Here is a 23,119-nt window from a genome sequence, read left to right on the forward strand (position 1 = left end):
AAGCGGGGATCCGGATCATCCGGCAGCCGCGGGATAGGTGATGGCGCCGCTCAGCATGGATCATTCTCGGCAAGGGTCAAAACCGATCGCATCCCTTGGCCGCACGCGTGGCGTGACGCGCTGGGTGATGGCGGCCGAGCGGTTGTGGCCGCTGGTGCTGCCGCTTCTTCTCGTGATCGGGCTTTTCCTTGCCGCCTCGTGGTTTGGCCTGTTCCGGATCGTACCGGAGTTCCTGCGCCTGGCTTTGGCTGTTCTGTTCGGTGTCGCCGCGCTGGCCTCGCTGTCTCCGCTGCGCTTCTTTCGCTGGCCGCGCAGATACGAGGTTGATCGCCGCATTGAAACGCATAACCGCCTCCAGCACGCCCCTGTTCTGACTCAGTCGGACCAGCTGACGGGCAAGGAAGACCCCTTCGCCACGGCGCTTTGGCGCGAACACCAGCGCCGCATGGCCGACAAGCTTGCGCGGCTTTCCTCCGACCTTCCGCAAACCAGCGTGCCGGAGCGTGACCCCTTTGGCGGTCGCGCAGCCGTGGCCCTGCTTGTGATCATCGCTTTCGCGTTTTCGGTTAGTCCTTATGGTGGTCGGGTGTTCGACGCGTTCCAGGCGCGGCCCGGTGTTGCGCCGATTCCGCCGCGCGTGGATGCCTGGGTGACGCCGCCGGCCTATACCGGGCGCGCACCGATCTTTCTGACCGCAGATGCGGCGCTTGCGCAGCCCGTTCTGACCGTGCCGGCCGGCAGCGAGGTTGCCGTGCGGATTACCGGCGGCAGCGGCGATGAAGCGTTGCAGTTTGCCGACGGTGCCGGAACGGTGACAGAGATCGCGCCGCTCGGCGCGCCGGACGATGCATTGGCTGACGCGCAGCCTGCTCCGGCTTCAACCGGCGGCAGCCTTCAGTTCACAACCAAGCTGGCCAGCGACGGCGTGCTTTCCTTGCAACGCGACACGGCGGCGCTGCAGCAGTGGTCCTTCGTTGTGACGCCGGATCTGCCGCCAGTGATCCGCTTCACCGACGAGCCGAAGCGGGCGGCGAGCGGCAGCCTCGAACTCGCTTACAGCCTCGAAGACGATTACGGGGTGGCATCGGCGCAAGCGGTTATCACGCCGGCCGAACCGCCTGCAGTTGATGCCCGGCCGCTTTACGACGCGCCGGACATGCCGCTCGCCTTGCCGCGAAGAGGCGGTGAAAAGGAGCGTAAAACGACGCGCGATTTCAGTGACCATCCTTGGGCAGGGCGCGAGGTGGATCTGACGCTGAAGGCAGTCGATGGCGCCGGGCAGGAGGGGTTTGCGGAAGGGAAAGCGATGCGCCTGCCGGAGCGCGCGTTTGCCAATCCGCTTGCCCGCGCCTTGATCGAGCAGCGGCGTATCCTTGCCGCTGACGCCAACACCAAAGGCGCCGTGCTCAGCCTGATTGACGCGATCACGCTGCGCCCGGAAGACACGTTCGAAAACAACAGCCATTATCTCGGCATCATGTCGGCGCGCACGCGGCTTGATCTGGCAAGCAGCGACGACCAGCTGCGCGAGGTGGTCGATTATCTCTGGGAAATTGCGCTGACCATCGAGGACGGCGCCCTGTCGGACGCCGCACGGCGGCTGCGGCAAGCTCAGCAGGCGCTGAAGGATGCGCTGGAAAACGGCGCCAGCGACGAGGAAATCGAGCAGCGCATGGCTGAGCTGCGTGAGGCCATGAACGAGTTTCTGCGCGAGTTTGCCGAGCAGGCGCAGCAGAACCCCAATATGGCGCAAGAGATGCCGCAAAACGGTCAAGAGCTGCGCCAAAGCGATCTGGAGCGGATGATGGACCAGATCGAGGATCTGGCGAAATCCGGCCAGCGCGATCAGGCCCAGGAGCTTCTGTCGCAGCTTGAGCAGATGATGAACAACCTCCAGGCTGGGCGGCCGCAGCAGGGGCAACAAGGGCAGGGCCAGCAACAGGACGCGATGCGCCAGCAGATGGACCAGCTCGGCGAGCTGATGCGGCGTCAGCAGGAGATGATGAACGAGACCTTCCGACTCGATCAAATGCAGCGTGGGCAGCAGGGTGAGAGTGGCGAAGGCGAACAAGGTCAGCAGGGCCAAGGGCAGCAGGGGCAACAAGGTCAGGGACAGCAGGGTCAGCAAGGTCAGGGCCAGGGTGGGCAACGCCGGCCGATGACACCGCAGGAGTTTTCGGAAGCGCTGCAGCAGTTGCAGGAAGGGCAGGGGCAATTGCAGCAGGAGCTGCAGAACCTGACAGACGCCTTGCGCGGCATGGGCATCCAGCCGGGCGAAGGGTTCGGCCAGGCCGGGGAAGCCATGGGTCGCGCGGAAGGCGCGCTCGGCCAGTCCGAGGGACAGCGCGCGGTGGGAGAACAGGGCGCCGCGCTGGAAGCGCTGCGCCGCGGCGCGCAGGACATGATGCAGCAGATGCAGCAGCAGGCGCAACAAGGGCAGGAAGGCGGCGGCCAGGAGGGTGGACGCCAGCGCAGCGCCGATCGTGATCCGCTCGGGCGGCCCCGCGCGACAACCGGCCCCGATTTCGGCAGTTCGGTTGAAGTGCCGGATGTGATCGACGCGCAGCGTGCGCGCCAAATCCTGGAAGAGATTCGGCGCCGGCTTGGCAATGCGCTCAGCCCGCAGCTGGAGCGGGAGTACCTCGAACGGCTGCTCGACCTTCGCTAGCTCGCTACCCAATTCCAAGGATGTGACGGATGTCGGTTGGCGACATCCCTGCTTGTCGAAGCGCGTTCAAAGATTGACTGCCGATGCTTTTCGATAGCTTGCGGCCGCCCTCGTCGAGGATCAGCCGGTGGTGGTGGTAAACGGGTTCAGGCAAGCCAAGCAGGACCTGAAGCAGGCGCTGCACGGACGTTGCATGGAACAGGTCGCGGCCGCGCAAAACGGTTGTGATCCCTTGAAGGGCGTCATCCACCACGACCGCCAGATTGTAGCTTGTCGGGATCTCCTTGCGCGCGATCACGATGTCACCCCACGCCGCGGGGTCGGCGCGAATGGTCCCTGTTTCACCACCGGGTCCAGCGCCCGTTTCCGTCCAGGTCAGGGCCCCTGCCACTTGCAAGGCAGCGTCCATGTTCAAACGCCAGGCGTGCGGCTCGGCCATCTTCGCGGTGCGGACTGCATCGGTGAGGAAGCGCTCCGCCGTCGGGTAAAGCGGCACACCATCCGGGTCACGCGGCCACTTCAGTCCAGAGGCCTCGGCAACGGTGATCTGCTCGCGAACCTCGCCGCGGCTGAGAAAGGCCGGGTAAACCAGCCCCTGGTGCTGCAGGCGCGCCAGCGCGTCGCCATAGTCCGCCATGTGACGGGATTGTTGGCGCACCGGCTCCTCCCATTGGAGGCCGAGCCAACGGAGATCCTGGAGGATCCCCGCAACGTTTTCTTCCGTGGACCGACCCTGGTCGATATCCTCGATGCGAAGAAGAAAGCGCCCGTTGTTTTGTCGTGCCGCCGCTTCGTTCAGCAGCGCCGAGAGCGCATGACCAAGGTGAAGGCGGCCGGTCGGGCTCGGAGCGAAACGGTAGGTGGGAACGGGATTTGAACGGCTGGCAGGCACCATGCTTTGTTGCTAAAGCCGAAGCAACATCAAGAAAAGGGTGGATCCGGTGCGGCGCATCGAAACGCTGGACCATGTGGACGAAGATCTTCGTGCGCTCGTGGCTGCCGATCCGCGGCTCGCCGCTGTGTCCGCGCGTGCCGGCGCCATCCCGTTGCGCTTGTCCAAACCGGGCTTTGCAAGCCTGGCCGGCATCATCACCTCGCAGCAGGTGTCGCGCGCCAGCGCCGATGCCATTTTCAAGCGGTTCCTGAGCCTCGTCGATCCACTAACGCCGGAAAACCTGCTGGCCGCCGACGAAAGCGTGTTTCGCGAAGCGGGGCAGTCTCGTGCAAAGCACAAGACGTTGATCGCCTTGGCGAAGGCTTGCGCCGCGGGCAACGTCGATCTCCTGGATGTTGTGGAGCAGCCGGCGGAAGAGGCGATCCGGCAGCTCACCGCCGTTCCGGGCATCGGTCCGTGGACGGCCGAAGTGTACCTGTTGTTCTGCGCTGGCCACCCCGACATCTTTCCCGCGCATGATGTGGCGCTGCAAACATCGGTCGGCCATGTACTCGGTATCGATCCGCGGCCGTCGCCAAAGGCGCTGATCCGAATTGCCGAATCATGGTCGCCATGGCGGTCCGTCGCTGCCCGACTGTTTTGGGCGGACTACGCGATGATTCGCCGAACGGACTCGCTTCCCATCGTCTGAGAGGTGACGCTGCGTCAAAAGCGCTGCGGATATCCCGGAGTTGTACCCGTCAGCTTCTATTTTCCCGGCTTCACAGCACTGTCATGTCGGGATTACACTATCGCAGTCAGTCGAACGGCTTTTCCCGAAGGGAGGTGCGTAAGTGACGATCGCGGTGTCCCCGGATGGGTTGCCGGCGCTGGTGCTCAATGCGGACTATCGCCCGTTGAGCTATTACCCCTTGTCGCTCTGGTCTTGGCAGGACGCGATCAAGGCCGTGTTCCTGGATCGCGTGAACATCGTGGCCGAATATGATCACGAGGTGTCGTCGCCATCCTTTTCCATGCGCCTGCCAAGTGTTGTGTGCCTGAAAAGCTATGTGAAGCCGTCGCGCAATCCGGCCTTCACTCGCTTCAATGTGTTTTTGCGCGATCGCTTCCAGTGCCAATATTGCGGCGCCCATGAGGATCTGACCTTTGACCATGTGGTGCCGCGCCGCTGCGGCGGAACCACGGCCTGGGACAACATCGTTGCCGCCTGCTCGCCCTGCAACCTGCGCAAGGGCGGCATGATGCCCGCCGAAGCCAAGATGTGGCCGCAGCAAAAGCCGTTCGCGCCCACCGTGCACGACCTGCACAACAACGGTCGCCTGTTTCCGCCCAACTATCTGCACGAAAGCTGGATGGATTATCTCTACTGGGATGTTGAACTGGAACCCTGAGGCGGGTCTCAGCGCGAGCCGCGTGCCCAGGCCGCACGTAACAGGATCGCGGCCAGGATCGCGCTGGCAACGGCATTCCAGCCCGCAAAGCTCAGGCCAAGGACGCGCAACGCCGCCTTGTCGCAGGACGGCGGGATCACCGCATTGAGGCTGTCCAGAACGCCGCCGGATGTGCTCGTGCTCGCATCAACGGCCACTCCGCAATCGGTTGGGCCAGGCCATAAGGCCCATTCCACGCCGGCGTGATAAACCGCCAGGTATAGTCCGTAGAGCATGAGCAGGCCACCAAGCAGCAGCAGAAGCCTTGCCGCCAAGGCTGGCCCACGCCGGAAGGCCAGAAGAACTCCCAGGGCGACGATCGGCATGGCGACATAATAGGGAATGCGCTGCTCGTAGCAGAGCTTGCATGGCAGGTAGCCACCCAGAACCTGGAACGCCACGGCGGTGCCCACAGTCGCGGCCATCCCGATCAAGCCCAAGAGCCCCAGCCTTTGCTGGGGGACGGCTACGGGATCGGTGATCGCCATGACGAAAAGCCCTTCGTTGAACGGCAACCGCTTACGCGCGTCAGCCGCCGCGAACAACTGCGCAAGTGCAAACAAGCCGTCAACAAAGCTGGATGAGGCGTTCTTTTCGCGCGGCGGAGCCATTGACGGCGTCCGCGGCATTCGTATAGTCCGCCCCGATCGTCGGCTCGCCGACCATCGTTGCGGGTGTGGTGGAATTGGTAGACGCGCCGGACTCAAAATCCGGTTCCGCAAGGAGTGTCGGTTCGACCCCGACCACCCGCACCACCTTTCTCCCGAGCAGTTGATCGCGCTTACGGCTTCCGCGATCTTTTTCTCGGCCAGACCTCAGTTTGTTCTGAAAAAAGTCCCAATGATCAGCGATGGTCGCCCCTGTCGTCCTTCGGGACGATCAAGTGCTCAGCGTATCCATTGCAGTTCGTATCCGTGTTCCAGCCTCCGCGCGTCTTTTCGGCGCGGTGGTGGCTCTGTTTTTGCAGCAATTTTTGAGGAGGCAATTATGAACTCCATCGCGCTTTCGACCCGCAACATCAGTGATGTGGTCGAGCAATACCTCTTGTCCCGCCGTTCCAAGCTCGCGCCGATTTCCACAGCGGATGCCACCCGCGCCATCAGGATGGTGCTGACCCAGGGCCATGTCAGCGATCAGGAGATTGAGGATGTGGTTGTCACCGCCGCGATGATGCGCGGTTTGGCGATCCACCTGGACCGACCGAAGGCGGCGTAACCCTCACCGCTTGGGAGCAAACATGGAGGTCCGGTCGTTGCCGGACCTCTTTTCTTTTGAAGCTGCCCGAGGCTGATTTTTCAGCGGCGGCGGATCAGCTTGCGGATGCGATTGCGTACGATCCGCGCCATGTTGCGGCTTTCTCGGTAAAGTCCGATCTGCTGGTTGGCTTGGCGCACGAGCCGATCCGAGCCGGGCGTCAAGCCTATCAGCATGGTTCCGACGCTTGCCCTTTCGCTCCAGATGCGGCTCATCACGGGGTGATCCGGTACTGCGCAGGAGTCGGTGGCGGTGATGTTGGGATCTTCCAGGTGGACGCGCGTGACGGCCATCGCCAGGAGCGTACCCGGCGAATAAGCCGCATAGGCCTCGTCATAGGCCGTCTTCCAGGTGTAGGCGACGCCGTTCTCCACAAACACGATCAGCGCTGCAATCGGCCGCTCGTCCAGCTTCAGCTGATGGACACGGCACAAATCACCCTGCGCAAGGCGATAAACGGCTTCGCGCGCGAAGGCAGCCCGGTAGCGGTCAACCGCCATTGCCGACCCTTCGCGCCCTTTCCAGCCTGACATTTCGAGCGACAAAAACGCTTCCACCGCCAGCCGAACCTCTTCGGGGTTGCGAGCCGTGGTGTGTTCGAGCTTTCCTTGTTCGCCAAGGCGCCGGTGCAAGCGACGGAACTCGCGGAAATGATGCGAGCTCAGCGCCTGCTTCAGATAGGCATCGCCATCGAGCGAGCTTTGGAGATAAGGGCGATCGGCCCGAGACGCGAGTTCCAGCGGAAGATTTTTCAGTTCGCTGACATTGCGCAGAAGGCCCGCCACAGGCCCGTCCAAGCGGATCTCCGGCAGAACCAACACTTTCGGGAAGCGCAGATGCGTCCGTCCCAGCATGGTGAGGAAATCTTCCAGCACGCCAACGGGATCGTCGCGGTCGATGAGCGGCGTCCCAAGTGGGCCGAACGGGCTGGACCAGGTGCGCAGAACGGGGACGCCAAGGGGCACCGCCGGCCGTTCCACGGAGAAGGGAACCAGGAGCCGCAAACGCGAGCGTGCATCTTCGCCGTCGCGCATCACGGCGAGCCGCACTTCACGATCTTCAAGCCGCGGCATCGCCGGTGCGAGGAACCGCGGATTGAAGAAGATGTTCGGCTCCACCGTGCGCGCGCACAGATGATCCAGTTCGTCGACGAGCTCGAACCCTGCCGAAGCGGGGTAGATCGCGAGTTTGCGCAGCGGCCGCATCGCGCCGAGCGCCTCGATGCGCTCCGCGTGTTCAACGGGATGGGGCGCAAAGCCGGCAAGCTGTGCCACCATCGAGCCGGAGCCCGATGAGCTAAGTTCTTCAAGAAGCGGTGTTGCGGCCAAGGACTAATCTCTCCCCGATGCGGCTGAAGCTCCGAAGCGCACGATCATGCGCAACCCGAGCTTCCACCAAACCACGGCCGCCAGCGCGGCAGCCTCGAACACCATCGCTACGGCAGTCGCAATGGCAGCTCCCCACAGGCCGATCTGCGGGATGAGAACGGCATTGCCGACGACGTTGACCGCAAGGGTGCCCGCATAAACAACGACGCAAATGTTCTGCTGGCCGCTCATGGTGAGCAGGCTTTCGGCCGGGCCAACCGACGCCCGTGCGATGACCCCGGCCACCAGAACGAAAAGCAGCGGATAGCCGGCGGTGAACTCCGGGCCGAACAGCATCAGCAAGGGCTGCCCGGCGACAAGCACGAATGCACCCATGGCAACCGATGGCCAGAAGGTCCAGGCGACAGTTTCACGGGCAAAGGTAGCAAGCTTGGCGGTGTCGCCAGCATGCATGAGCTGCGCATAGCGCTGGGCTGCACCGGCTTTCACCGCGAAATACACGAAATGCACCAAGGCCAAGGTTTTCACCGTCGCAAAATAAACGGCGACGTCATGCGGCTCCATGTAGAAGCCGACCACCAGCACGTCTGCGTTGGTCAACAGAAACACGAAGCCTTCGATCAGGAAGATCGGCAGGGAAACGGAAAGCCAAGCCCGCAGGTCCGCTTGCCGCGGGCCCGCGCCAGCGGCGCGATCTGCCGAGCCGGTGATGCTGAGCACCTGGTAAAGCGCAGTGCAGTATGTCGCGGCCAGGGCCGCGAGCAGGGCGGTGATCGCATCAGGAGTGGCTCCCAGCGCCAGGGCGCCCGCCATGAACACGAGCAGCAGCACAGGGCGGATCACATAAGCGGGTGCAAGGGCCGCGATCGCCCAGGCGTTGGCACGCGCGATTCCTTCGAGCGTGTCCGACAGCGCGATCATCGGCAGCGTCACGATGCCGAGAAAGAAGGGGACGAGGTAGTATGGCTCCACCGCATCGGCGAACAGATAAAGACCGCCAGCGCCGATCAACGCGATAGCGCTCGATGCGAGCAGCGTGAACAGGCGGCTGGACACCAGGATACCGCGCAGGTGGTTTTCGCGGCCGGTTTCGCGATATTCGGAGATGAAGCGGATCACCGCCGTGTGGAAGCCGAAGCAGGACAGGTTGCCGACGATCAGCACGGCGACCCAGACCAGCACGAAGATGCCGTATTCAAAGCTGCCCATCCAGCGGGCCATGAACACCTGGCTGACAAAGGCGATCGCGGCGCTGAGGATGCGTATGGCGAACGCAATCAGGGACATGCGTCCAGCCTGATCGCGCCCGTTGCGCGGGATCAGCAGAGCATCGACCTGATCCAGCAGGGGGCGAGCACGGCTCGCCATCCGCTCCGGCAGGAAACGCTCGGCCGTCGTTGCCGCCGAAAAACGCACGCGAAACACTCCGACATTTGTCGGCGTGGTGTAACGCTCAGACTCCTAAGAAAGCGTTCGGTGGCGCTGTTTTCGTGTCACGTGGATCAAACAAGAAGGGCGCCCTCGGGCGCCCTTTATGTGGTTGCGTGCTGCCTCAGGCGAATGTGCCGTGGCAGTGTTTGTACTTCTTGCCGGACCCGCACGGACACAGTTCGTTGCGGCCAACGCGTCCCCACGTGGCGGGGTCATTGGGATCACGCTCTTCAGGAGCAACAACCTGCGTTTCGTCCGGGCGGACCAAGGTGAGGTCGCCGTCGCCCTGATAAATCTCACGATCACCGAACTCGTTCTCGCCGGTGTTCGGATCGAGGTGTTCGCCAAACATCTGCGGGGCAGCAGGAGGCGGCGTGTCCGCCGCCTGACGCACGAGCTCAACACGCATCATCTGCCCCGTTACCACCTCGCGCAGGTTGCCGAGCATGGCCTGGAACATCTCAAAGGCCTCGCCCTTGTACTCGTTCAGCGGATCGCGCTGGGCATAGCCGCGCAGGCCAACAGCCGAGCGCAGGTGGTCGAGGTTGACGAGATGCTCGCGCCAGAGATGGTCGAGCGTTTGCAGCAGGATGTTCTTTTCCACGTAGGACAGAACATCCGGGCCGAAACGCTCGGCGCGCGCCTGTGCCGCCGCATCGGCAGCTTCCGTGATGCGGGCGCGGATGTCGTCTTCCGCAATGCCTTCTTCGGCGGCCCAGGCAGCGATCGGCAGGTCCAGATTGAGGTGCTTGCGCACGCCTTCGGTGAGGCCCTCGATGTCCCACTGTTCCGCATAAGCGGTTTCGGGGATGTGCTTGGTTACAAGGTCGTCGATGACCTCGTTGCGCATTTCCGCAACGACTTCGCCCACGTCCTCGCTTTCCATCATCTCGATGCGCTGTTCAAACACGACCTTGCGCTGGTCGTTCATGACGTCGTCGTATTTCAGGACGTTCTTGCGCATGTCGAAGTTGCGCGCTTCGACCTTCTTCTGGGCTTTCTCCAGAGCCTTGTTGATCCAAGGATGGATGATGGCCTCGTCTTCCTTGAGGCCGAGGCGCTGCAGCATCGTGTCCATGCGATCCGACCCGAAGATCCGCATCAGATCGTCCTGCAGGGACAAAAAGAACTTGGAACGACCGGGATCGCCCTGACGTCCGGAGCGACCGCGCAACTGGTTGTCGATGCGGCGTGACTCGTGGCGCTCGGTGGCCAGCACGTAAAGGCCGCCTGCCTGCAGCGCCACTTCCTTCAAACGCTTGATATCGTCGCGGATCGCCTGCTCGCGGGCGTCACGCTCGGGGCCGGGCTCCATGGAGCCGAGTTCTTGCGCAATGCGCATGTCCGCATTGCCGCCAAGCTGAATGTCGGTTCCGCGGCCGGCCATGTTGGTGGCGATGGTGATCGCGCCCGGCGTTCCAGCCTGGGCAACGATGCTCGCCTCCTGTTCATGGTGGCGTGCGTTCAGAACCTGGAAGGTCTGGATGCCGTCCTTGCGAAGGCGATCCGCCAGAAGCTCCGACTTTTCGATCGAAGTCGTGCCAACCAGGATGGGCTGGTTCTTTTCGTTGGCCGCCCGGATTTCGCGCACGATTGCCCGGTATTTTTCTTCAACCGTACGGTAAACCTCATCGTCATCGTCCAGACGCTGCACGGGCAGGTTGGTCGGGACCTCGACCACGTCGAGATTGTAGATGTTCGCAAATTCCTCGGCTTCCGTGGACGCCGTACCGGTCATGCCGGACAGCTTCTTGTACATGCGGAAGTAGTTCTGGAAGGTGATGGACGCCAGCGTCTGATTTTCCGGCTGGACCTGCACATGCTCCTTGGCTTCCAGAGCCTGATGCAGGCCCTCGGAATAACGGCGGCCCGGCATCATGCGCCCGGTGAACTCATCGATGATGACGATCTCGCCGTTGCGGACGATGTAATCCTTGTCGCGCTGGAACAGGCGATGTGCCTTCAGCGCATTGTTCACGTGGTGGACGATCGCCACGTTTTCGATGTCGTAAAGCGAGTCGCCCTTCAGCAGGCCGGCCTCGCGCAGCAGGTTTTCGATCTTTTCCGTGCCTTCTTCGGTGAAGATGGCCGTACGCTGCTTTTCATCGACTTCGACGTCTTCCGCCTCCATGGACGGCATAAACTTATCGACCGCGATATAGAGGTCGGACTTGTCGTCGAGCGGTCCGGAGATGATCAGCGGCGTGCGCGCTTCATCGACCAGGATCGAGTCCACCTCGTCGACGATGGCGTAGTGATGACCGCGCTGCACCATCTGCGCGCGCTCATACTTCATATTGTCGCGCAGGTAATCGAAGCCAAGCTCGTTATTCGTGCCGTAGGTGACGTCACAGGCATAGGCAGCGCGGCGCTCTTCGTCCGAAAGCCCGTGGACGATGATGCCGGTGGAAAGGCCGAGGAAGCCATAAAGCTTCGCCATCCATTCGGCGTCGCGGCGGGCGAGATAGTCGTTCACCGTGACGACATGAACGCCCTTGCCTTCAAGCGCATTGAGGTAAACGGGCAAGGTCGCGACCAGCGTCTTGCCTTCGCCGGTCCGCATTTCGGCAATCGAGCCTTCATGCAGAACCATGCCGCCGACGAGCTGAACGTCGAAGTGCCGCATGCCCAGGATGCGCTTGGCGCCTTCACGCGCCGTCGCAAAAGCGGGAACAAGCAGGTCGTCCACGGATCGGCCCTGTGCAATCTGCTGGCGGAACTCCTCCGTGCGGCCGCGCAGAGCCTCATCGGACAGCCCGCTCAGCTCGGTTTCAAGCGCATTGATCGCTTGCACCCGGGGATTGAAGCCGCGGACGCGGCGGTCATTGGAAGATCCGAATATCTTGCGGGCTAGGCCGCCGAAGCTGACCATCCGTGTGGTCCTTTCAATCGTGACCGCGGTTGAGGACCGGGCCGCCCCGTTCCCTCTTCACCGGTTCGATGTTGTTTGAGTGGGGCAAGGTGGATGAATTGACGCGCCGGAATCCGTTCTGGACGCAAGGTTGTGCGAGAGATAAGAGGGCCCCCATACGTTGTCAACGTTGCGCGAGGCGGGGTAGCCGCGCGTAAATTCCGACACAATTCCCATCCTTGAGTGCGGCCAGCCCGGTTTGCCTCATGGCTGACCCATCGATCGCCCTCCTGGAGATGACTTCATGCTCTTGTTCTTCCGTCGCCCCCTCGTGAGCGCCGTTCTTGCCGCGAGCCTTCTGGCCGGCACCAGCCCCATGGTCTTTGCCCAGGACGATGCCGTTGTTGCGACGGTCAATGGCGACCAGATCACGGAAGCACAGTTGACGCTTGCCGAAAGCGATCTCGACCCGCAATTCGCGCAGCTTCCGCCAGACCAGCGCCGTGCTGCCGCTTTGTCGGCTTTGATTGAAATTCGCCTGCTTGCCAGCAAGGCGGAAAGCGACGGCCTTGCCGATAAGCCGCAGTTCAAGCAGCGCATGGAGTTCCTTCGCCAGCGGGCCTTGCACAGCGCTGTCGTGGAGCAGGAAATTGCCGCTGCCGTTACCGACCAGGCTATCCGGGCTCGGTACGACCAGGAAGTTGCCGCGCAGCCGCCGGTGAACGAGGTTCATGCCCGCCACATCCTGGTGAAAACGCAGGAAGAAGCCCAGGCTGTCATAAAGCAGCTCGACGAGGGCGGCAACTTCGAGGAAATTGCGAAGGAGAAGTCCACGGACGGCGCTGCCGCGCAGGGCGGTGACCTCGGCTACTTCGGTCCCAACCAGATGGTCCCCGAGTTCGAAAAAGCTGCCTTCGCACTGAATGCCGGTGAATACACGAAGGAGCCGGTGCAAACGCAGTTCGGCTTCCACATCATCAAGGTCGAGGACAAGCGCGAACAGCAGCCGCCAGCGTTCGAGCAGGTAAAGGATCAGGTCCGCTCCTTGCTTTTGCGCGACAAGTATCTGGAACTCGTCCGCAACCTGCGCACCAGCGCGACCGTGGAGATCTCCGATCCGGCCTTGAAGGCAACCGTGGATTCCATCGACAAGGCGCAGAGCGGTGAAGCCCAGCCTGAAGCGGCGCCTGCGGATGCCGCGCCGACCGACGCGGCGCCGGCCACTCAGCAGTGATTGAACAAGAGGGCGCTTCGGCGCCCTTTTCTTTTTGAAGCGCCCCAGCCTTCTAGCGGAGAATGCCGCTTGAGGCTTGCGCCGCTTGTGCCCTTACGCCAATGGAAAGCGAGCGCCCCGCCCTGGAGTTGACCATGTCCGCCGCTGTTTCCCCTCTTGCTCCGAAAAGCATGCCGGACATGCCTGCCATCGAAGGCGTGGCGATTGCCACCGCCGAAGCTGGCATCAAGTACAAGAACCGCACCGACCTTCTCGTGATGACCTTTGCCGCCGACACGCAGGTGGCGGGCGTGTTCACCCGCTCGAAGTGCCCATCTGCGCCGGTGGATCTTTGCCGGCAGAACCTTTCCCAAGGCACGGCGCGCGTTCTCGTGGTGAATTCCGGCAATGCCAATGCTTTCACCGGCCGAAAGGGGCGCGAAACCACGGCGACGACAGCGCGCGCCGCGGCAAACGCTGCGTCCTGCGGCGAGGACCAGGTGTTTCTGGCTTCCACCGGCGTGATCGGCGAGCCGCTCGACCCTGCGCGTTTCACGCATCTCCTCGCGGATCTCGCGCAATCGGCCCAAGCGGATCGATGGCTGGATGCCGGCCGCGCCATCATGACCACCGACACCTATCCGAAGTACGCGACCGCAACGGTCGATCTTGCCGGCGCTGCAGTCACGATCAACGGGATCGCCAAGGGCGCCGGCATGATCGCGCCGGACATGGCCACCATGTTGTCCTTTGTTGCCACCGACGCACCGATCGCCGCCCCGGTCCTCCAGGCGCTGTTGTCGGCTGGTGTCGAGGACACTTTCAACGCCATCACGGTCGACAGCGACACGTCCACCAGCGACACGTTGATGCTGTTTGCCACGGGCGCAGCAGCCAAGCGGGGCGCCCCGCGCATCACGGACGCTGCCGATCCGCGGCTCGACGCGTTCAAGCGCGCCCTCGGTGACCTCCTCAAGAACCTCGCCCTGCAGGTCGTGCGCGACGGCGAAGGGGCGAGAAAGCAGGTGCAGATCACCGTCCAGGGCGCGGAATCAGACGCCGCTGCCAAGCGCATTGCCCTTTCCATCGCCAATTCCCCCTTGGTGAAGACCGCCGTTGCCGGCGAAGACGCCAACTGGGGCCGCATCGTGATGGCGGTGGGCAAGTCCGGCGAAGCTGCCGATCGCGACAAGCTTGCGATCTCGTTTGGCCCGATCCGCGTTGCGCGCGACGGTGAACGCGATCCGCACTATTCGGAACAAGCAACCTCGGACTACATGAAGAACGAGGAAATCGAGATCACCGTGGACCTCGGCTTGGGTGCAGGCACCGCCACCGTTTGGACTTGCGACCTCACCAAGGAATATGTGGCCATCAACGGCGACTACCGGTCGTAACCGTGATCAACCACCTGCCAGACCGCGCCCAGCATCTAGGACTCGTCCGCCGTTTCGAGGCGGCGGGTTTTCGCGCCTGGCCGGCGGCTGACGTGCATTATGACGGCACATGGGTGATCCGCTTGACGCCAGGGCACGACGCCAAGCGGCTGAACTCGGTCAACCCGCTTGATCCGAGCGACCTTTCCAACCTTGATGACCGCATCCGGCGTGCAGGCGAGCGCTTCGCTGCCGCCGGTCGTCCTTTGACCTTCCGCCTATCCCCCCTGGCCGGCGACAAGCTGGAAGCGCATTTCGACCAGCTCGGCTGGGATCTCGTGCGGCCTTCTCTTGTTATGGCTTTGGATCTGACATCTGAAGCCGCGGTTGAAGAAGCACTCGATCAGATCCCGCTCAAGGATCTTGAACGCTTCATTGCTGCTGCTATGGCCGTTCATGGTCTCGGCCCCGCCCAGCGCCCCGGCTTGATCGACATCATCCGTGCCATTGAACCCCAAGTCGGCTTGTTTGCTTTGGAAGCGGAGGATCATCCGCTTGCTTCCGCTATTTGCGTGCATGACAAGGATCTTGCCGGACTGTTCGAGGTGGCTACCGACGCTCGGGTGCGTGGCCGCGGCTACGGCCGTCGCGTGGTGCTGTCGGCGCTGAAATGGGCCAAGGGGCGTGGCGCTCGTCTCGCTTGGCTTCAGGTGGAAGCCAGCAACGAGGTCGCCATTGCGCTTTACCGCTCCATCGGGTTCGAGGTGGTGTATGGCTATCATTACCGGCGGCCGCCGGGAGCCGCCGCCGCATGAGCCACTCCGACGCAAAGAAGCTCTTGTTGGTGGTTGCCTGCGCACTGGTGGATGCGGATGGCCGCGTGCTCCTTGCACAACGACCGGAAGGCAAGGCTCTGGCTGGCTTATGGGAGTTTCCCGGTGGCAAGGTGGAGCCTGGCGAAACGCCAGAAGCCGCGCTGATCCGGGAGCTACGCGAAGAACTTGGGATTGAAACGCAGGTGGCGTGCCTTGCTCCGCTAACCTTTGCCAGCCATGCCTATGACGACTTCCACCTGTTGATGCCGCTTTACGTTTGCCGGCGCTATTCCGGCATTCCCCAGCCGCGCGATGCCCAAGCCTTGAAGTGGGTGCGCCCAGCCAAGCTTCGCGACTACCCCATGCCACCCGCCGACGAGCCGTTGATCGCCCATCTCCTTGATCTTCTTTGATCCTTACCGCCGTTCTTAACAAATCCTTCAGGTGCTCGTGAAATTTTGACCAAAGAAGCGGTGCGGGGAGTTCTGAAGATGCGCGGTTACCCTCAACAGAACGATGAGGCGAGCGGTCACGAAGCGCTGGTTTCAGCGCTTGGTTCGGCAATGGTTCGTTTCGCCCTTCTGTTCAGCACGGCCGGCATTGCGTTAGCCCTGTTTCTTGCCCCGATGGTGGCGCGCGACGAGCGCACGGTGTTTGCGCGTGGTGCCGCGCTGGATTACGCCAGCACGGGAAGCATCGGCGCGGCTGGCAGCTACACGATCCGCCGCAGCGTCCTGTCGAAAAGTCCGAATGCTGTATGCGTCATCCGCGCAAATGGCAGCCGCAACGGCGATTGTTAACTTCTCTCCACCCGTCTTAACCTTTTCTAACGCCTTCGCGGGCATAAAGAGCGAAGCAGAGGGTGGCAACCAAGATGTTCCGGCGATTTCTCGCAGATGAAAAGGGTGTCTCCCTAGTGGAATACGGCCTGCTGATCGCTGTTCTGTCTTTGGCGATGCTTGTGGGCTTCGGAAATGCCGGCGATGCACTCACCTTCTTGTGGGGAAACAACAACAGTCGCCTCATCCAAGCGCTAGGAATTCATGGACCCGACTGAGCGGCCGCTAGTGCTTCTTTAGAACGTCTGCAAGGGAGGCCGTTGCGCTGCCGCGCGCGGCCGGCTTTTGTTGTGAAGCATGGGGTGCCCACCCCGACATCCACACAAACGAGAACGTTGCGCGGATGCGCCCATCCGGATCGGCGTGGCGAGCGGCGTAGATTTCCGCTGCACGGGCGAGGAAAGCGCGCGTGAGCGGGCGACGGCTGCGTGCCGTCAGGGCATTGGCCGCGCCCATAGCCCGCAGATCGCGCATCAAGGCAAAGAGATCATCGTAGCGAACAGTGACCGTTTCCAGGTCGGCTACCGTCAAAGCGAAGCCCGCGCGCTGGAGAAGAGCGCCTGCATCGCGCACGTCCAGGAAAGGAAGAACGCGCGGACTGGCGCCGCCGGCAAGTTCAGCTTCCGCTCCGAGCAGGGTGTCGCGCAACTCGCTTAGCGTGCCCGCGCCGGGAAGGGCTGCCAGAAACAGTCCGTCCGGCTTCAGCGCGCGACGAACCTGGATCAGCATGCCAGGGATGTCATTGGCTTCATGCAGCGAAAGCAGCGACACCGCGCAATCCAAAGACTCCGGTTCGAACGGCAGGACTTCAGGCTTTGCAACAAGGCCGTCGTTTTCATCAAGCAGCCGGGCGTCCGCCTCGACCCGGACGACCGCGTCCACCTTGCCGCTTCGACGGAGCACATCGGCCGCATGGCGGGTCTGGCTAAACAAGGCCGCCGCACGCGTGAAATGGCGCTGCACTGTGGCGAAACGATCTTCCAGATCCTCCGCAGCGCGGCGCATCAGGAAATCGGCGTCACCCGCGGTTCCCGCTTCCAGTGACCGAAGCTTGTTTCTCAAGGCCAAAGCCGTGTCGACAATCTGTTCCAAGCGGTGCACCTTGAAGTTGGCCGTTGCGGGTGTTGGGCTCATTTCGTGTTTGGATCAGCGTCGATCAAGTTCGGGAGTGGCCCCGCTGCTGTTTTCCAAGCGCTCGGAAGGGTGTTGTTTCCGCCCAGCTGTCTTGGCTGCCAAACGGAACTAGCGCAACCCGGCAGCCTGTGTGGCCGCTGCTGGCCATCCTTGCGGCGCATCGAGCGACCATTTTGTCCGGTGCTCGGCACGCCGTTTGACGCCGATTTGGGCGAAGGCGTCGTTTCCCTGGAGGCGATTGCCGATCCGCCTCCTTTCGCGCGGGCCCGCTCGGTTGCGGTGCATACTGGCTTGGCGCGGCGTCTTGCAGCTGATCTGAAATATCGCGACCGAACCGACCTCGCGCCGTGGATGGCGCAGTGGATGCTTCGAAGCGGTGGCGAACTGCTCGCCGATGCCGACCTTATTGTTCCAGTTCCGCTCCACCGCCGCCGCTTCTTCCAGCGCCGCTACAACCAATCAGCGGAACTCGCGCGCTGCCTGGCCGGACTGGCGGATCGACCTTTCGCCCCGCACGTGATCCTGCGGCGGCGCGCCACCCGCCAGCAGGTCGGGCTCGGCGCCAAACAGCGCGAAGACAATGTCCGCGGCGCCTTTCAGGTGACCGAAAAAGGGCGCATCCTGTTGAAGAACAAGCGCGTGCTCGTGGTGGACGATGTTTACACAACAGGCGCAACGGTGGGCGCGGTCTCGCGCGCGCTCCTGAGGGGCGGAGCGGCGGCCGTGGATGTGCTGACCTTTTCCCGCGTGCTGCCGGACAGCTTTTCAGCGGACGACCTAGAGCCTTGATCGGGAAGCTGCCGGGGCTTCCGGTGGCGCCTTCCTCTCTCTATATAGACGGCTCAAGATGAGCGCGGACCAAGTTGATGGCTGATGTTGTGATCTATACCCGGGTGGGCTGCGGTTATTGTTCTGCGGCCAAGCGGCTGCTCGACAAGAAGGGCGTATCCTATACCGAGCATGATGCGAGCTTTTCGCCGGAATTGCGCCAGGAAATGATCGCGAAGGCCGGTCGTTCGACCTTTCCGCAGATCTTCATCAACGGCCAGCATGTCGGCGGCTCGGACGACATCCACGCTCTGGATGCGGCGGGCAAGCTCGACCCGCTTCTGGCAGCCTGAGGCGCTGCGATGACCGTCTTTGTTGCAGCCGCCGTTCAAATGCGATCCTCAACGGATGTGGCGGAAAATGTCGCTGCGATGGAAGCGCTGGTGCGCGATGCGGCCGGTTGCGGAGCGACCTACGTCCAGACGCCGGAAATGACCGGTGCCTTGATGCGCGACCGGGCGGCGCTGCGCGCAGCGCTCAGGCCGGAAGTGGACGATCTTGTTGCGCGAAAGGCGGGGAGTCTCGCGTCGGAACTCGGGATCACCCTGCATGTCGGCTCAACGGCGATCGCGCTGGAAGGCGGCAAGGTTGCCAACCGCGCCCTCCTTTTCGGGCCGGGCGGTGAGCGCATTTCCACCTATGACAAGATCCACATGTTCGACGTGGATCTCGACAATGGCGAAAGCTGGCGCGAATCGGCGACCTACGAACCGGGCGAACGCAGCATCGTCGCGGAGCTTCCTTTTGCAAGGCTTGGTCTGGCCGTCTGCTACGACCTGCGTTTTCCGCACCTGTTTCGCGCTCAGGCATTGGCTGGCGCGGAAATCCTGTCGGTTCCGGCCGCGTTCACGCGCCAAACCGGGGAAGCGCACTGGCATGTTCTTTTGCGAGCTCGCGCAGTTGAGAATGGCGCCTTTGTGGTGGCCGCCGCGCAAGGCGGCCGCCATGCCGACGGACGCGAAACCTATGGCCATTCGCTGATCGTTGATCCGTGGGGCCGCATCCTGGCCGAAGCGGATGGCGACGCGCCGGGGGTGATCACAGCTACGATCGACACCGCGCAGGTTGCCGAAGCGCGCGCCAAGATCCCCAACCTCAAGAACACACGCGACTTTACCGTCCATGTAACTCCCGCCGCGGAGCAGGCGCAGGCAGCGGAATGATTTCATTCTCCCTTCGATGCGACGGCGGCCACGCCTTCGACGGCTGGTTTCGCAACGGCGCAGATTTCGATCGACAGGCAGAGCTCGGCCTCGTGACGTGTCCCGCCTGCAGCTCCGCCAACGTGGAGAAGTCCTTGATGGCGCCGGCGGTTTCGACGGCAAAGCGCAAGGAAAAGCTGGCCGTGGCGGCTACTGCCGAGCAGGCGAAGATGCTGGCGCAGCTGCAGGACCTGGCGCGCAAGGTCCGCGAAAGCGCAGAGAATGTCGGCGACAAGTTCGCCGAGGAAGCCCGCAAGATCCATTTCGGCGAAACGGAAGCGCGTGGCATCTATGGCGAGGCGACGCTCGAAGAAGCCAAGGGCCTGGCTGAGGATGGCGTCGCCTTCATGCCCCTGCCGAGCCTGCCGGAAGACCAGAACTAGGCGTCGACACTTTCCCAGCTTGTCTAACAAACTCCCCGCAGTGCGCTATGGTGAGCATCTGCAAATGAACTCACGCTCAGGAGGCCAGCTTGGACAATGATCTCGCGTCCCTTTCCCGCGATCAGCTCGTTGCCGAGGTGATGCGGCTTCGGACTGCCATTCGGGCCCACAGAGACACCACCGGCCATGAACTTTGCTGGCACCACCCGGATCTTTGGGATCTGCTGCCGGAAAAGGTCGATCCTGCGATCGCCGTGCCGCCCTGGCCCACGTTCATGCGCGGCTGCGTGCGCTACCGTGAAAGCCTGGATCAGCAACAACCGGGTGCTCCCGTTCACGTCAAGGAACTGGGCGAATGATCCGGTTGCCACCTACATCAGGCTGATGGCCGCTCCGCCAGAACCATGTAGTTGACGTCCATGTCCTTGGATTGGCCCCAGCGATCCGACAGCGGGTTGTAGGTCACGCCGGACCGGTCGATCACCACGAGGCCGGCATCCCTCAACGCCTTTTCCAGTTCCTCGGGGCGCACGAGCTTGTTGAACTGGTGGGTGCCGCGGGGCAGCCAGCGGAGCACGTATTCCGCGCCGAAGATGGCAAGGCCCAGCGCCTTCAGGGTCCGGTTGATGGTTGCCACGAACATGATCCCGCCGGGCTTCACCATCTGACTGCATTTGGCGACGAAAAGGTCGATGTCCGCGACGTGTTCCACCACCTCCATGTTGAGGATCACGTCGAACTGCTCGCCGGAATCGGCAAGCGCTTCAGCGGTGGTCGCCCGGTAGTCGATGGACAAACCGCTTTCGGCCGCATGCAGCTTGGCGACTTCGATGTTGGTTTCCGACGCATCCGCGCCCACCACCGTCGCACCGAGCCGGGCCATCGGCTCGCACAGCAACCCGCCACCGCAGCCAATATCAAGAACGCGCAAGCCTTCTAACGGCTTGGCACCCTGGGCGTTGCGCCCGAAGCGGGCTGCCACCTGGTCGCGGATGTAAGCCAGCCGGACCGGGTTGAATTTGTGCAGAGGGCTGAATTTGCCCTTTGGGTTCCACCATTCCGCGGCAAGTCGCGAGAAGCGGTCCACTTCCGCCGCATCGATGGTGGTTCTGACCATTTCCGCCATGGCGTTGTCTCCAATGAGCGCCTTCAAGTCGGTTGTGCGGCGGCGGAAGTCAAGGCCATCGAAAACCCCGGTTGGCGAAGCACATGAGACGTGGGAAATGAAGTGATGGCGCCGCTCACGCAAAGGCGCTAGCTGACTTTGGTCATGGTGCGCGGTGCAGGGACGATGAAACGCCTTTGGTTTGCTTCGGCTTTTGCCGGACTTATCGGGAGTTCCAGCTCCCCGGCCGTAGAGATGCGGACGCCGTTCAGCTTCGAGCAGCCGGAACGGGGCAACGCGGTGACGTGGATCATGCCGAATGCCGCTTTTTTCCCAGCCCCCGGCAGCAGCGCGGCGCTCGAACCCTTCCGTGGCGGGCTGCTCATCGACGAGACGCCGATGGAGATGCGTCCACCCCTTGGGGAGGGGCAGGGGTCGGGCAAGAAGTCCCACCAGTTTCCTTCCGTGTGGCTGGGGTTCATTACCATGGACGGAGAGCTGATCCCCGTCACTTCTGATGTTGTTCGCGCCGGCTCCTTGCCCGACACCAGCAGCTCATGGGACATCGTGGTGCGACCCGGGCGGGTGTGGTCGGATCCGATGGACGAAGGCTGGAACCGCGCCTCGTTTTCCTTCGCCTTGGTGGATCCTTCGAGCGGCGCCACGCATGACGGCGTTGCAATGTTTCTTTACCGCGGCACTGAAATCCGTGACCTGCGCTACCAGATCGTGCCGGAAAAAACAGCCGCGTCGGGCGAGTGCTTCACCGCCGCCGGGTTGCTGCCGGCTCGATTTGAGGCCGGCGACATTGATGAAGCGACCGTACGAGCCCGTCACTTGGCTGCTCGCAAGGCACCCCCAAGCCTTGGTGGATCCGCCACGGCGCGCCCGTGAAAGCGGTGCTTCGAAGCTTCCAACGGACCGCGATTTCCATCCCCCGGGCTTCTTAGCCGGTTGCTTGCACGGTTCTGCTGATTTGGGTATGGAAGCGCCGCATCCGCCCGCTGTTGTTGCGGGCTTCGTTTCGTGCAGGCGCCAGGTACCATTTCGGGGTTGCGCTGATTATCTTAGGGGCAGCAGGCCGTGGCGCGTATTGTGATGAAGTTCGGCGGAACCTCCGTCGCTGACATCGCCCGCATCCGTGTGGTTGCCCAGCACGTCAAACGCGAAGTCGATGCAGGCCACGAGGTGGCTGTTGTTGTTTCTGCCATGTCCGGCAAGACCAACGAGCTCGTCGCCTGGACGCGTGATGCGTCGCCCATGCACGATGCACGCGAATACGACGCCGTTGTTGCTTCCGGTGAACAGGTCACGGCCGGCCTCCTTGCGATCGCGCTGCAGCATATCGGCATCGACGCGCGCTCCTGGCAGGGTTGGCAGATCCCCATCCGCACGGACAATGCGCATGGCGCAGCCCGCATCACCGACATCGACGGGTCCGAACTGGTGCGCCGCTTCGGCCTCGGCCAGGTCGCGGTGATTGCCGGCTTCCAGGGCCTCGGGCCGGATAATCGCATTGCAACGCTCGGCCGCGGCGGTTCCGATACGAGCGCGGTGGCGATTGCTGCGGCCGTGAAGGCCGATCGCTGCGACATCTACACCGACGTGGACGGCGTTTACACGACCGACCCGCGCATCGAACCTAAGGCGCGGCGCTTGAACCGGATCTCGTTCGAGGAGATGCTCGAGATGGCTTCGCTGGGCGCCAAGGTGCTGCAGGTGCGCTCCGTAGAGCTCGCCATGGTGCACAAGGTGCGCACCTTCGTGCGCTCCTCCTTCGAGGACCCTCACGCGCCCGGAATGGGCGACTTCGACAACCCGCCCGGGACGCTTATTTGCGACGAGGATGAAATCGTGGAACAGCAGGTCGTTACCGGAATTGCATACGCAAAGGACGAGGCGCAGATCTCGCTCAGGCGCGTGTCCGACCGCCCGGGGGTGGCTGCCGGAATTTTCATGCCGCTCGCCGAAGCCAACATTAACGTCGACATGATCGTGCAGAACATCTCCGAAGATGGATCGCGCACCGACATGACCTTCACGGTTCCGGCCGGCGATCTCGACAAAGCGCGGCTCGTACTGGACCAGATCCAGAAGGATGTTGGCATTGATGTCGTTCAGTCCGAAGGCAACATGGCCAAGATCTCGGTGATCGGGATCGGCATGCGCTCTCACGCCGGGGTTGCGGCTTCGGCCTTCAAGGCGCTGGCCGACCGGGGCATCAACATTCGCGCGATCACGACCTCGGAGATCAAGATCTCCATCCTGATCGATGCCGCTTATACCGAGCTGGCCGTGCGCACGCTCCATTCCGTGTATGGGCTGGACAAGCACTAGCTTAAGTCTAAACCTCCATGGTGAGGGTAG

The 23,119-nt window shown here is 62.7% G+C and carries 24 protein-coding genes and 1 tRNA gene; 18 read left to right on the forward strand and 7 right to left on the reverse strand.

Annotated elements, in window-relative coordinates; all coding sequences use genetic code 11:
- Nucleotides 1–40: 40 nt before the first annotated feature.
- Complete coding sequence (locus tag J5Y06_RS04450) at nucleotides 41–2,668, forward strand: TIGR02302 family protein (RefSeq protein ID WP_209333863.1); 2,628 nt, start codon at nucleotides 41–43, stop codon at nucleotides 2,666–2,668.
- A 4-nt stretch (nucleotides 2,669–2,672) separates the two neighbouring features.
- Here the strand turns inward: J5Y06_RS04450 and gluQRS are convergent, their stop codons facing one another.
- A complete protein-coding gene (gene gluQRS / locus J5Y06_RS04455) occupies nucleotides 2,673–3,563 on the reverse strand; it encodes a tRNA glutamyl-Q(34) synthetase GluQRS (protein ID WP_209333864.1) in 891 nt (296 codons plus the stop codon).
- Nucleotides 3,564–3,609: 46 nt separating this feature from the next.
- Here gluQRS and J5Y06_RS04460 point away from each other — a divergent pair, with 46 nt between their 5' ends.
- Together J5Y06_RS04460 and J5Y06_RS04465 are read left to right on the forward strand one after the other, a co-directional pair.
- Nucleotides 3,610–4,254: a DNA-3-methyladenine glycosylase family protein gene (locus J5Y06_RS04460; protein WP_209333865.1), complete on the forward strand. Its 645-nt coding sequence runs from the start codon at nucleotides 3,610–3,612 to the stop codon at nucleotides 4,252–4,254.
- Nucleotides 4,255–4,396: 142 nt separating this feature from the next.
- Complete coding sequence (locus J5Y06_RS04465) at nucleotides 4,397–4,954, forward strand: HNH endonuclease (RefSeq protein WP_209333866.1); 558 nt, start codon at nucleotides 4,397–4,399, stop codon at nucleotides 4,952–4,954.
- Between the two features lie 8 nt (nucleotides 4,955–4,962).
- On the opposite strand, the gene J5Y06_RS04470 is transcribed toward J5Y06_RS04465, so the two are convergent.
- The gene (locus tag J5Y06_RS04470) at nucleotides 4,963–5,604 is read right to left on the reverse strand and encodes a disulfide bond formation protein B (protein WP_245247558.1); all 642 of its coding nucleotides are present in this window, start codon (nucleotides 5,602–5,604) and stop codon (nucleotides 4,963–4,965) included.
- 59 nt (nucleotides 5,605–5,663) lie between these two features.
- Here J5Y06_RS04470 and J5Y06_RS04475 point away from each other — a divergent pair.
- A tRNA-Leu gene (locus J5Y06_RS04475) sits at nucleotides 5,664–5,748 on the forward strand.
- A 232-nt stretch (nucleotides 5,749–5,980) separates the two neighbouring features.
- Nucleotides 5,981–6,208, forward strand: a complete 228-nt coding sequence (locus J5Y06_RS04480) for a hypothetical protein (protein ID WP_209333867.1) — start codon at nucleotides 5,981–5,983, stop codon at nucleotides 6,206–6,208.
- An 80-nt stretch (nucleotides 6,209–6,288) separates the two neighbouring features.
- On the opposite strand, the gene J5Y06_RS04485 is transcribed toward J5Y06_RS04480, so the two are convergent.
- From J5Y06_RS04485 to secA, 3 genes are all read right to left on the reverse strand, one after another.
- Nucleotides 6,289–7,575, reverse strand: coding sequence for a GNAT family N-acetyltransferase (locus J5Y06_RS04485; protein ID WP_209333868.1), 1,287 nt, complete (start codon nucleotides 7,573–7,575; stop codon nucleotides 6,289–6,291).
- Between the two features lie 3 nt (nucleotides 7,576–7,578).
- Nucleotides 7,579–8,991 (reverse strand): lipopolysaccharide biosynthesis protein, encoded by a 1,413-nt coding sequence (locus J5Y06_RS04490; RefSeq protein ID WP_209333869.1) that lies wholly within the window; start codon nucleotides 8,989–8,991, stop codon nucleotides 7,579–7,581.
- A gap of 136 nt (nucleotides 8,992–9,127) precedes the next feature.
- On the reverse strand, nucleotides 9,128–11,878 hold the full coding sequence (gene secA, locus J5Y06_RS04495; protein WP_209333870.1) for a preprotein translocase subunit SecA: 2,751 nt from the start codon (nucleotides 11,876–11,878) through the stop codon (nucleotides 9,128–9,130).
- 283 nt (nucleotides 11,879–12,161) lie between these two features.
- Here secA and J5Y06_RS04500 point away from each other — a divergent pair, with 283 nt between their 5' ends.
- From J5Y06_RS04500 to J5Y06_RS04525, 6 genes are all read left to right on the forward strand, one after another.
- On the forward strand, nucleotides 12,162–13,091 hold the full coding sequence (locus tag J5Y06_RS04500; RefSeq protein ID WP_209333871.1) for a peptidylprolyl isomerase: 930 nt from the start codon (nucleotides 12,162–12,164) through the stop codon (nucleotides 13,089–13,091).
- A gap of 134 nt (nucleotides 13,092–13,225) precedes the next feature.
- A complete protein-coding gene (argJ, locus tag J5Y06_RS04505) occupies nucleotides 13,226–14,467 on the forward strand; it encodes a bifunctional glutamate N-acetyltransferase/amino-acid acetyltransferase ArgJ (RefSeq protein WP_209333872.1) in 1,242 nt (413 codons plus the stop codon).
- A gap of 5 nt (nucleotides 14,468–14,472) precedes the next feature.
- On the forward strand, nucleotides 14,473–15,261 hold the full coding sequence (locus tag J5Y06_RS04510) for a GNAT family N-acetyltransferase (protein WP_425348067.1): 789 nt from the start codon (nucleotides 14,473–14,475) through the stop codon (nucleotides 15,259–15,261).
- Nucleotides 15,258–15,674 carry an 8-oxo-dGTP diphosphatase MutT gene (gene mutT / locus J5Y06_RS04515; protein WP_209333874.1) on the forward strand — a complete coding sequence of 139 codons (417 nt, stop codon included), beginning with the start codon at nucleotides 15,258–15,260 and terminating at the stop codon, nucleotides 15,672–15,674. The genes J5Y06_RS04510 and mutT overlap by 4 nt, the downstream gene beginning before the upstream one ends.
- Nucleotides 15,675–15,752: 78 nt before the next feature.
- Entirely contained in the window at nucleotides 15,753–16,061 is a 309-nt protein-coding gene (locus J5Y06_RS04520; protein ID WP_245247559.1) for a hypothetical protein, read from the forward strand.
- A 74-nt stretch (nucleotides 16,062–16,135) separates the two neighbouring features.
- Nucleotides 16,136–16,318 (forward strand): Flp family type IVb pilin, encoded by a 183-nt coding sequence (locus tag J5Y06_RS04525; protein WP_209333875.1) that lies wholly within the window; start codon nucleotides 16,136–16,138, stop codon nucleotides 16,316–16,318.
- A 7-nt stretch (nucleotides 16,319–16,325) separates the two neighbouring features.
- Here J5Y06_RS04525 and J5Y06_RS04530 read toward each other — a convergent pair whose 3' ends face one another.
- Nucleotides 16,326–17,192, reverse strand: a complete 867-nt coding sequence (locus J5Y06_RS04530; protein WP_209334383.1) for a methyltransferase domain-containing protein — start codon at nucleotides 17,190–17,192, stop codon at nucleotides 16,326–16,328.
- 63 nt (nucleotides 17,193–17,255) lie between these two features.
- On the opposite strand from J5Y06_RS04530, the gene J5Y06_RS04535 reads away from it, so the two are divergent.
- The 5 genes from J5Y06_RS04535 (at nucleotide 17,256) to J5Y06_RS04555 (ending at nucleotide 20,006) form a co-directional block, all read left to right on the forward strand.
- Nucleotides 17,256–18,023 (forward strand): ComF family protein, encoded by a 768-nt coding sequence (locus tag J5Y06_RS04535; RefSeq protein WP_342453383.1) that lies wholly within the window; start codon nucleotides 17,256–17,258, stop codon nucleotides 18,021–18,023.
- A 77-nt stretch (nucleotides 18,024–18,100) separates the two neighbouring features.
- The gene (gene grxC, locus J5Y06_RS04540; RefSeq protein WP_209333877.1) at nucleotides 18,101–18,355 is read left to right on the forward strand and encodes a glutaredoxin 3; all 255 of its coding nucleotides are present in this window, start codon (nucleotides 18,101–18,103) and stop codon (nucleotides 18,353–18,355) included.
- Nucleotides 18,356–18,364: 9 nt separating this feature from the next.
- A complete protein-coding gene (locus J5Y06_RS04545; protein WP_209333878.1) occupies nucleotides 18,365–19,225 on the forward strand; it encodes a carbon-nitrogen hydrolase family protein in 861 nt (286 codons plus the stop codon).
- A complete protein-coding gene (locus J5Y06_RS04550; RefSeq protein ID WP_209333879.1) occupies nucleotides 19,222–19,647 on the forward strand; it encodes a DUF1178 family protein in 426 nt (141 codons plus the stop codon). Before J5Y06_RS04545 ends, J5Y06_RS04550 begins: the two co-directional genes overlap by 4 nt.
- Before the next feature lie 89 nt (nucleotides 19,648–19,736).
- Complete coding sequence (locus J5Y06_RS04555) at nucleotides 19,737–20,006, forward strand: hypothetical protein (protein WP_209333880.1); 270 nt, start codon at nucleotides 19,737–19,739, stop codon at nucleotides 20,004–20,006.
- A 17-nt stretch (nucleotides 20,007–20,023) separates the two neighbouring features.
- Here the strand turns inward: J5Y06_RS04555 and ubiG are convergent, their stop codons facing one another.
- Entirely contained in the window at nucleotides 20,024–20,773 is a 750-nt protein-coding gene (gene ubiG, locus J5Y06_RS04560) for a bifunctional 2-polyprenyl-6-hydroxyphenol methylase/3-demethylubiquinol 3-O-methyltransferase UbiG (RefSeq protein ID WP_209333881.1), read from the reverse strand.
- 165 nt (nucleotides 20,774–20,938) lie between these two features.
- On the opposite strand from ubiG, the gene J5Y06_RS04565 reads away from it, so the two are divergent.
- Complete coding sequence (locus J5Y06_RS04565; RefSeq protein ID WP_209333882.1) at nucleotides 20,939–21,646, forward strand: hypothetical protein; 708 nt, start codon at nucleotides 20,939–20,941, stop codon at nucleotides 21,644–21,646.
- 189 nt (nucleotides 21,647–21,835) lie between these two features.
- A complete protein-coding gene (locus J5Y06_RS04570) occupies nucleotides 21,836–23,089 on the forward strand; it encodes an aspartate kinase (protein WP_209333883.1) in 1,254 nt (417 codons plus the stop codon).
- The last annotated feature ends 30 nt before the right edge of the window (nucleotides 23,090–23,119 follow it).

Origin of the sequence: Tianweitania sediminis, assembly GCF_017813335.1 — a bacterium.
GTDB lineage: Bacteria > Pseudomonadota > Alphaproteobacteria > Rhizobiales > Rhizobiaceae > Tianweitania > Tianweitania sediminis.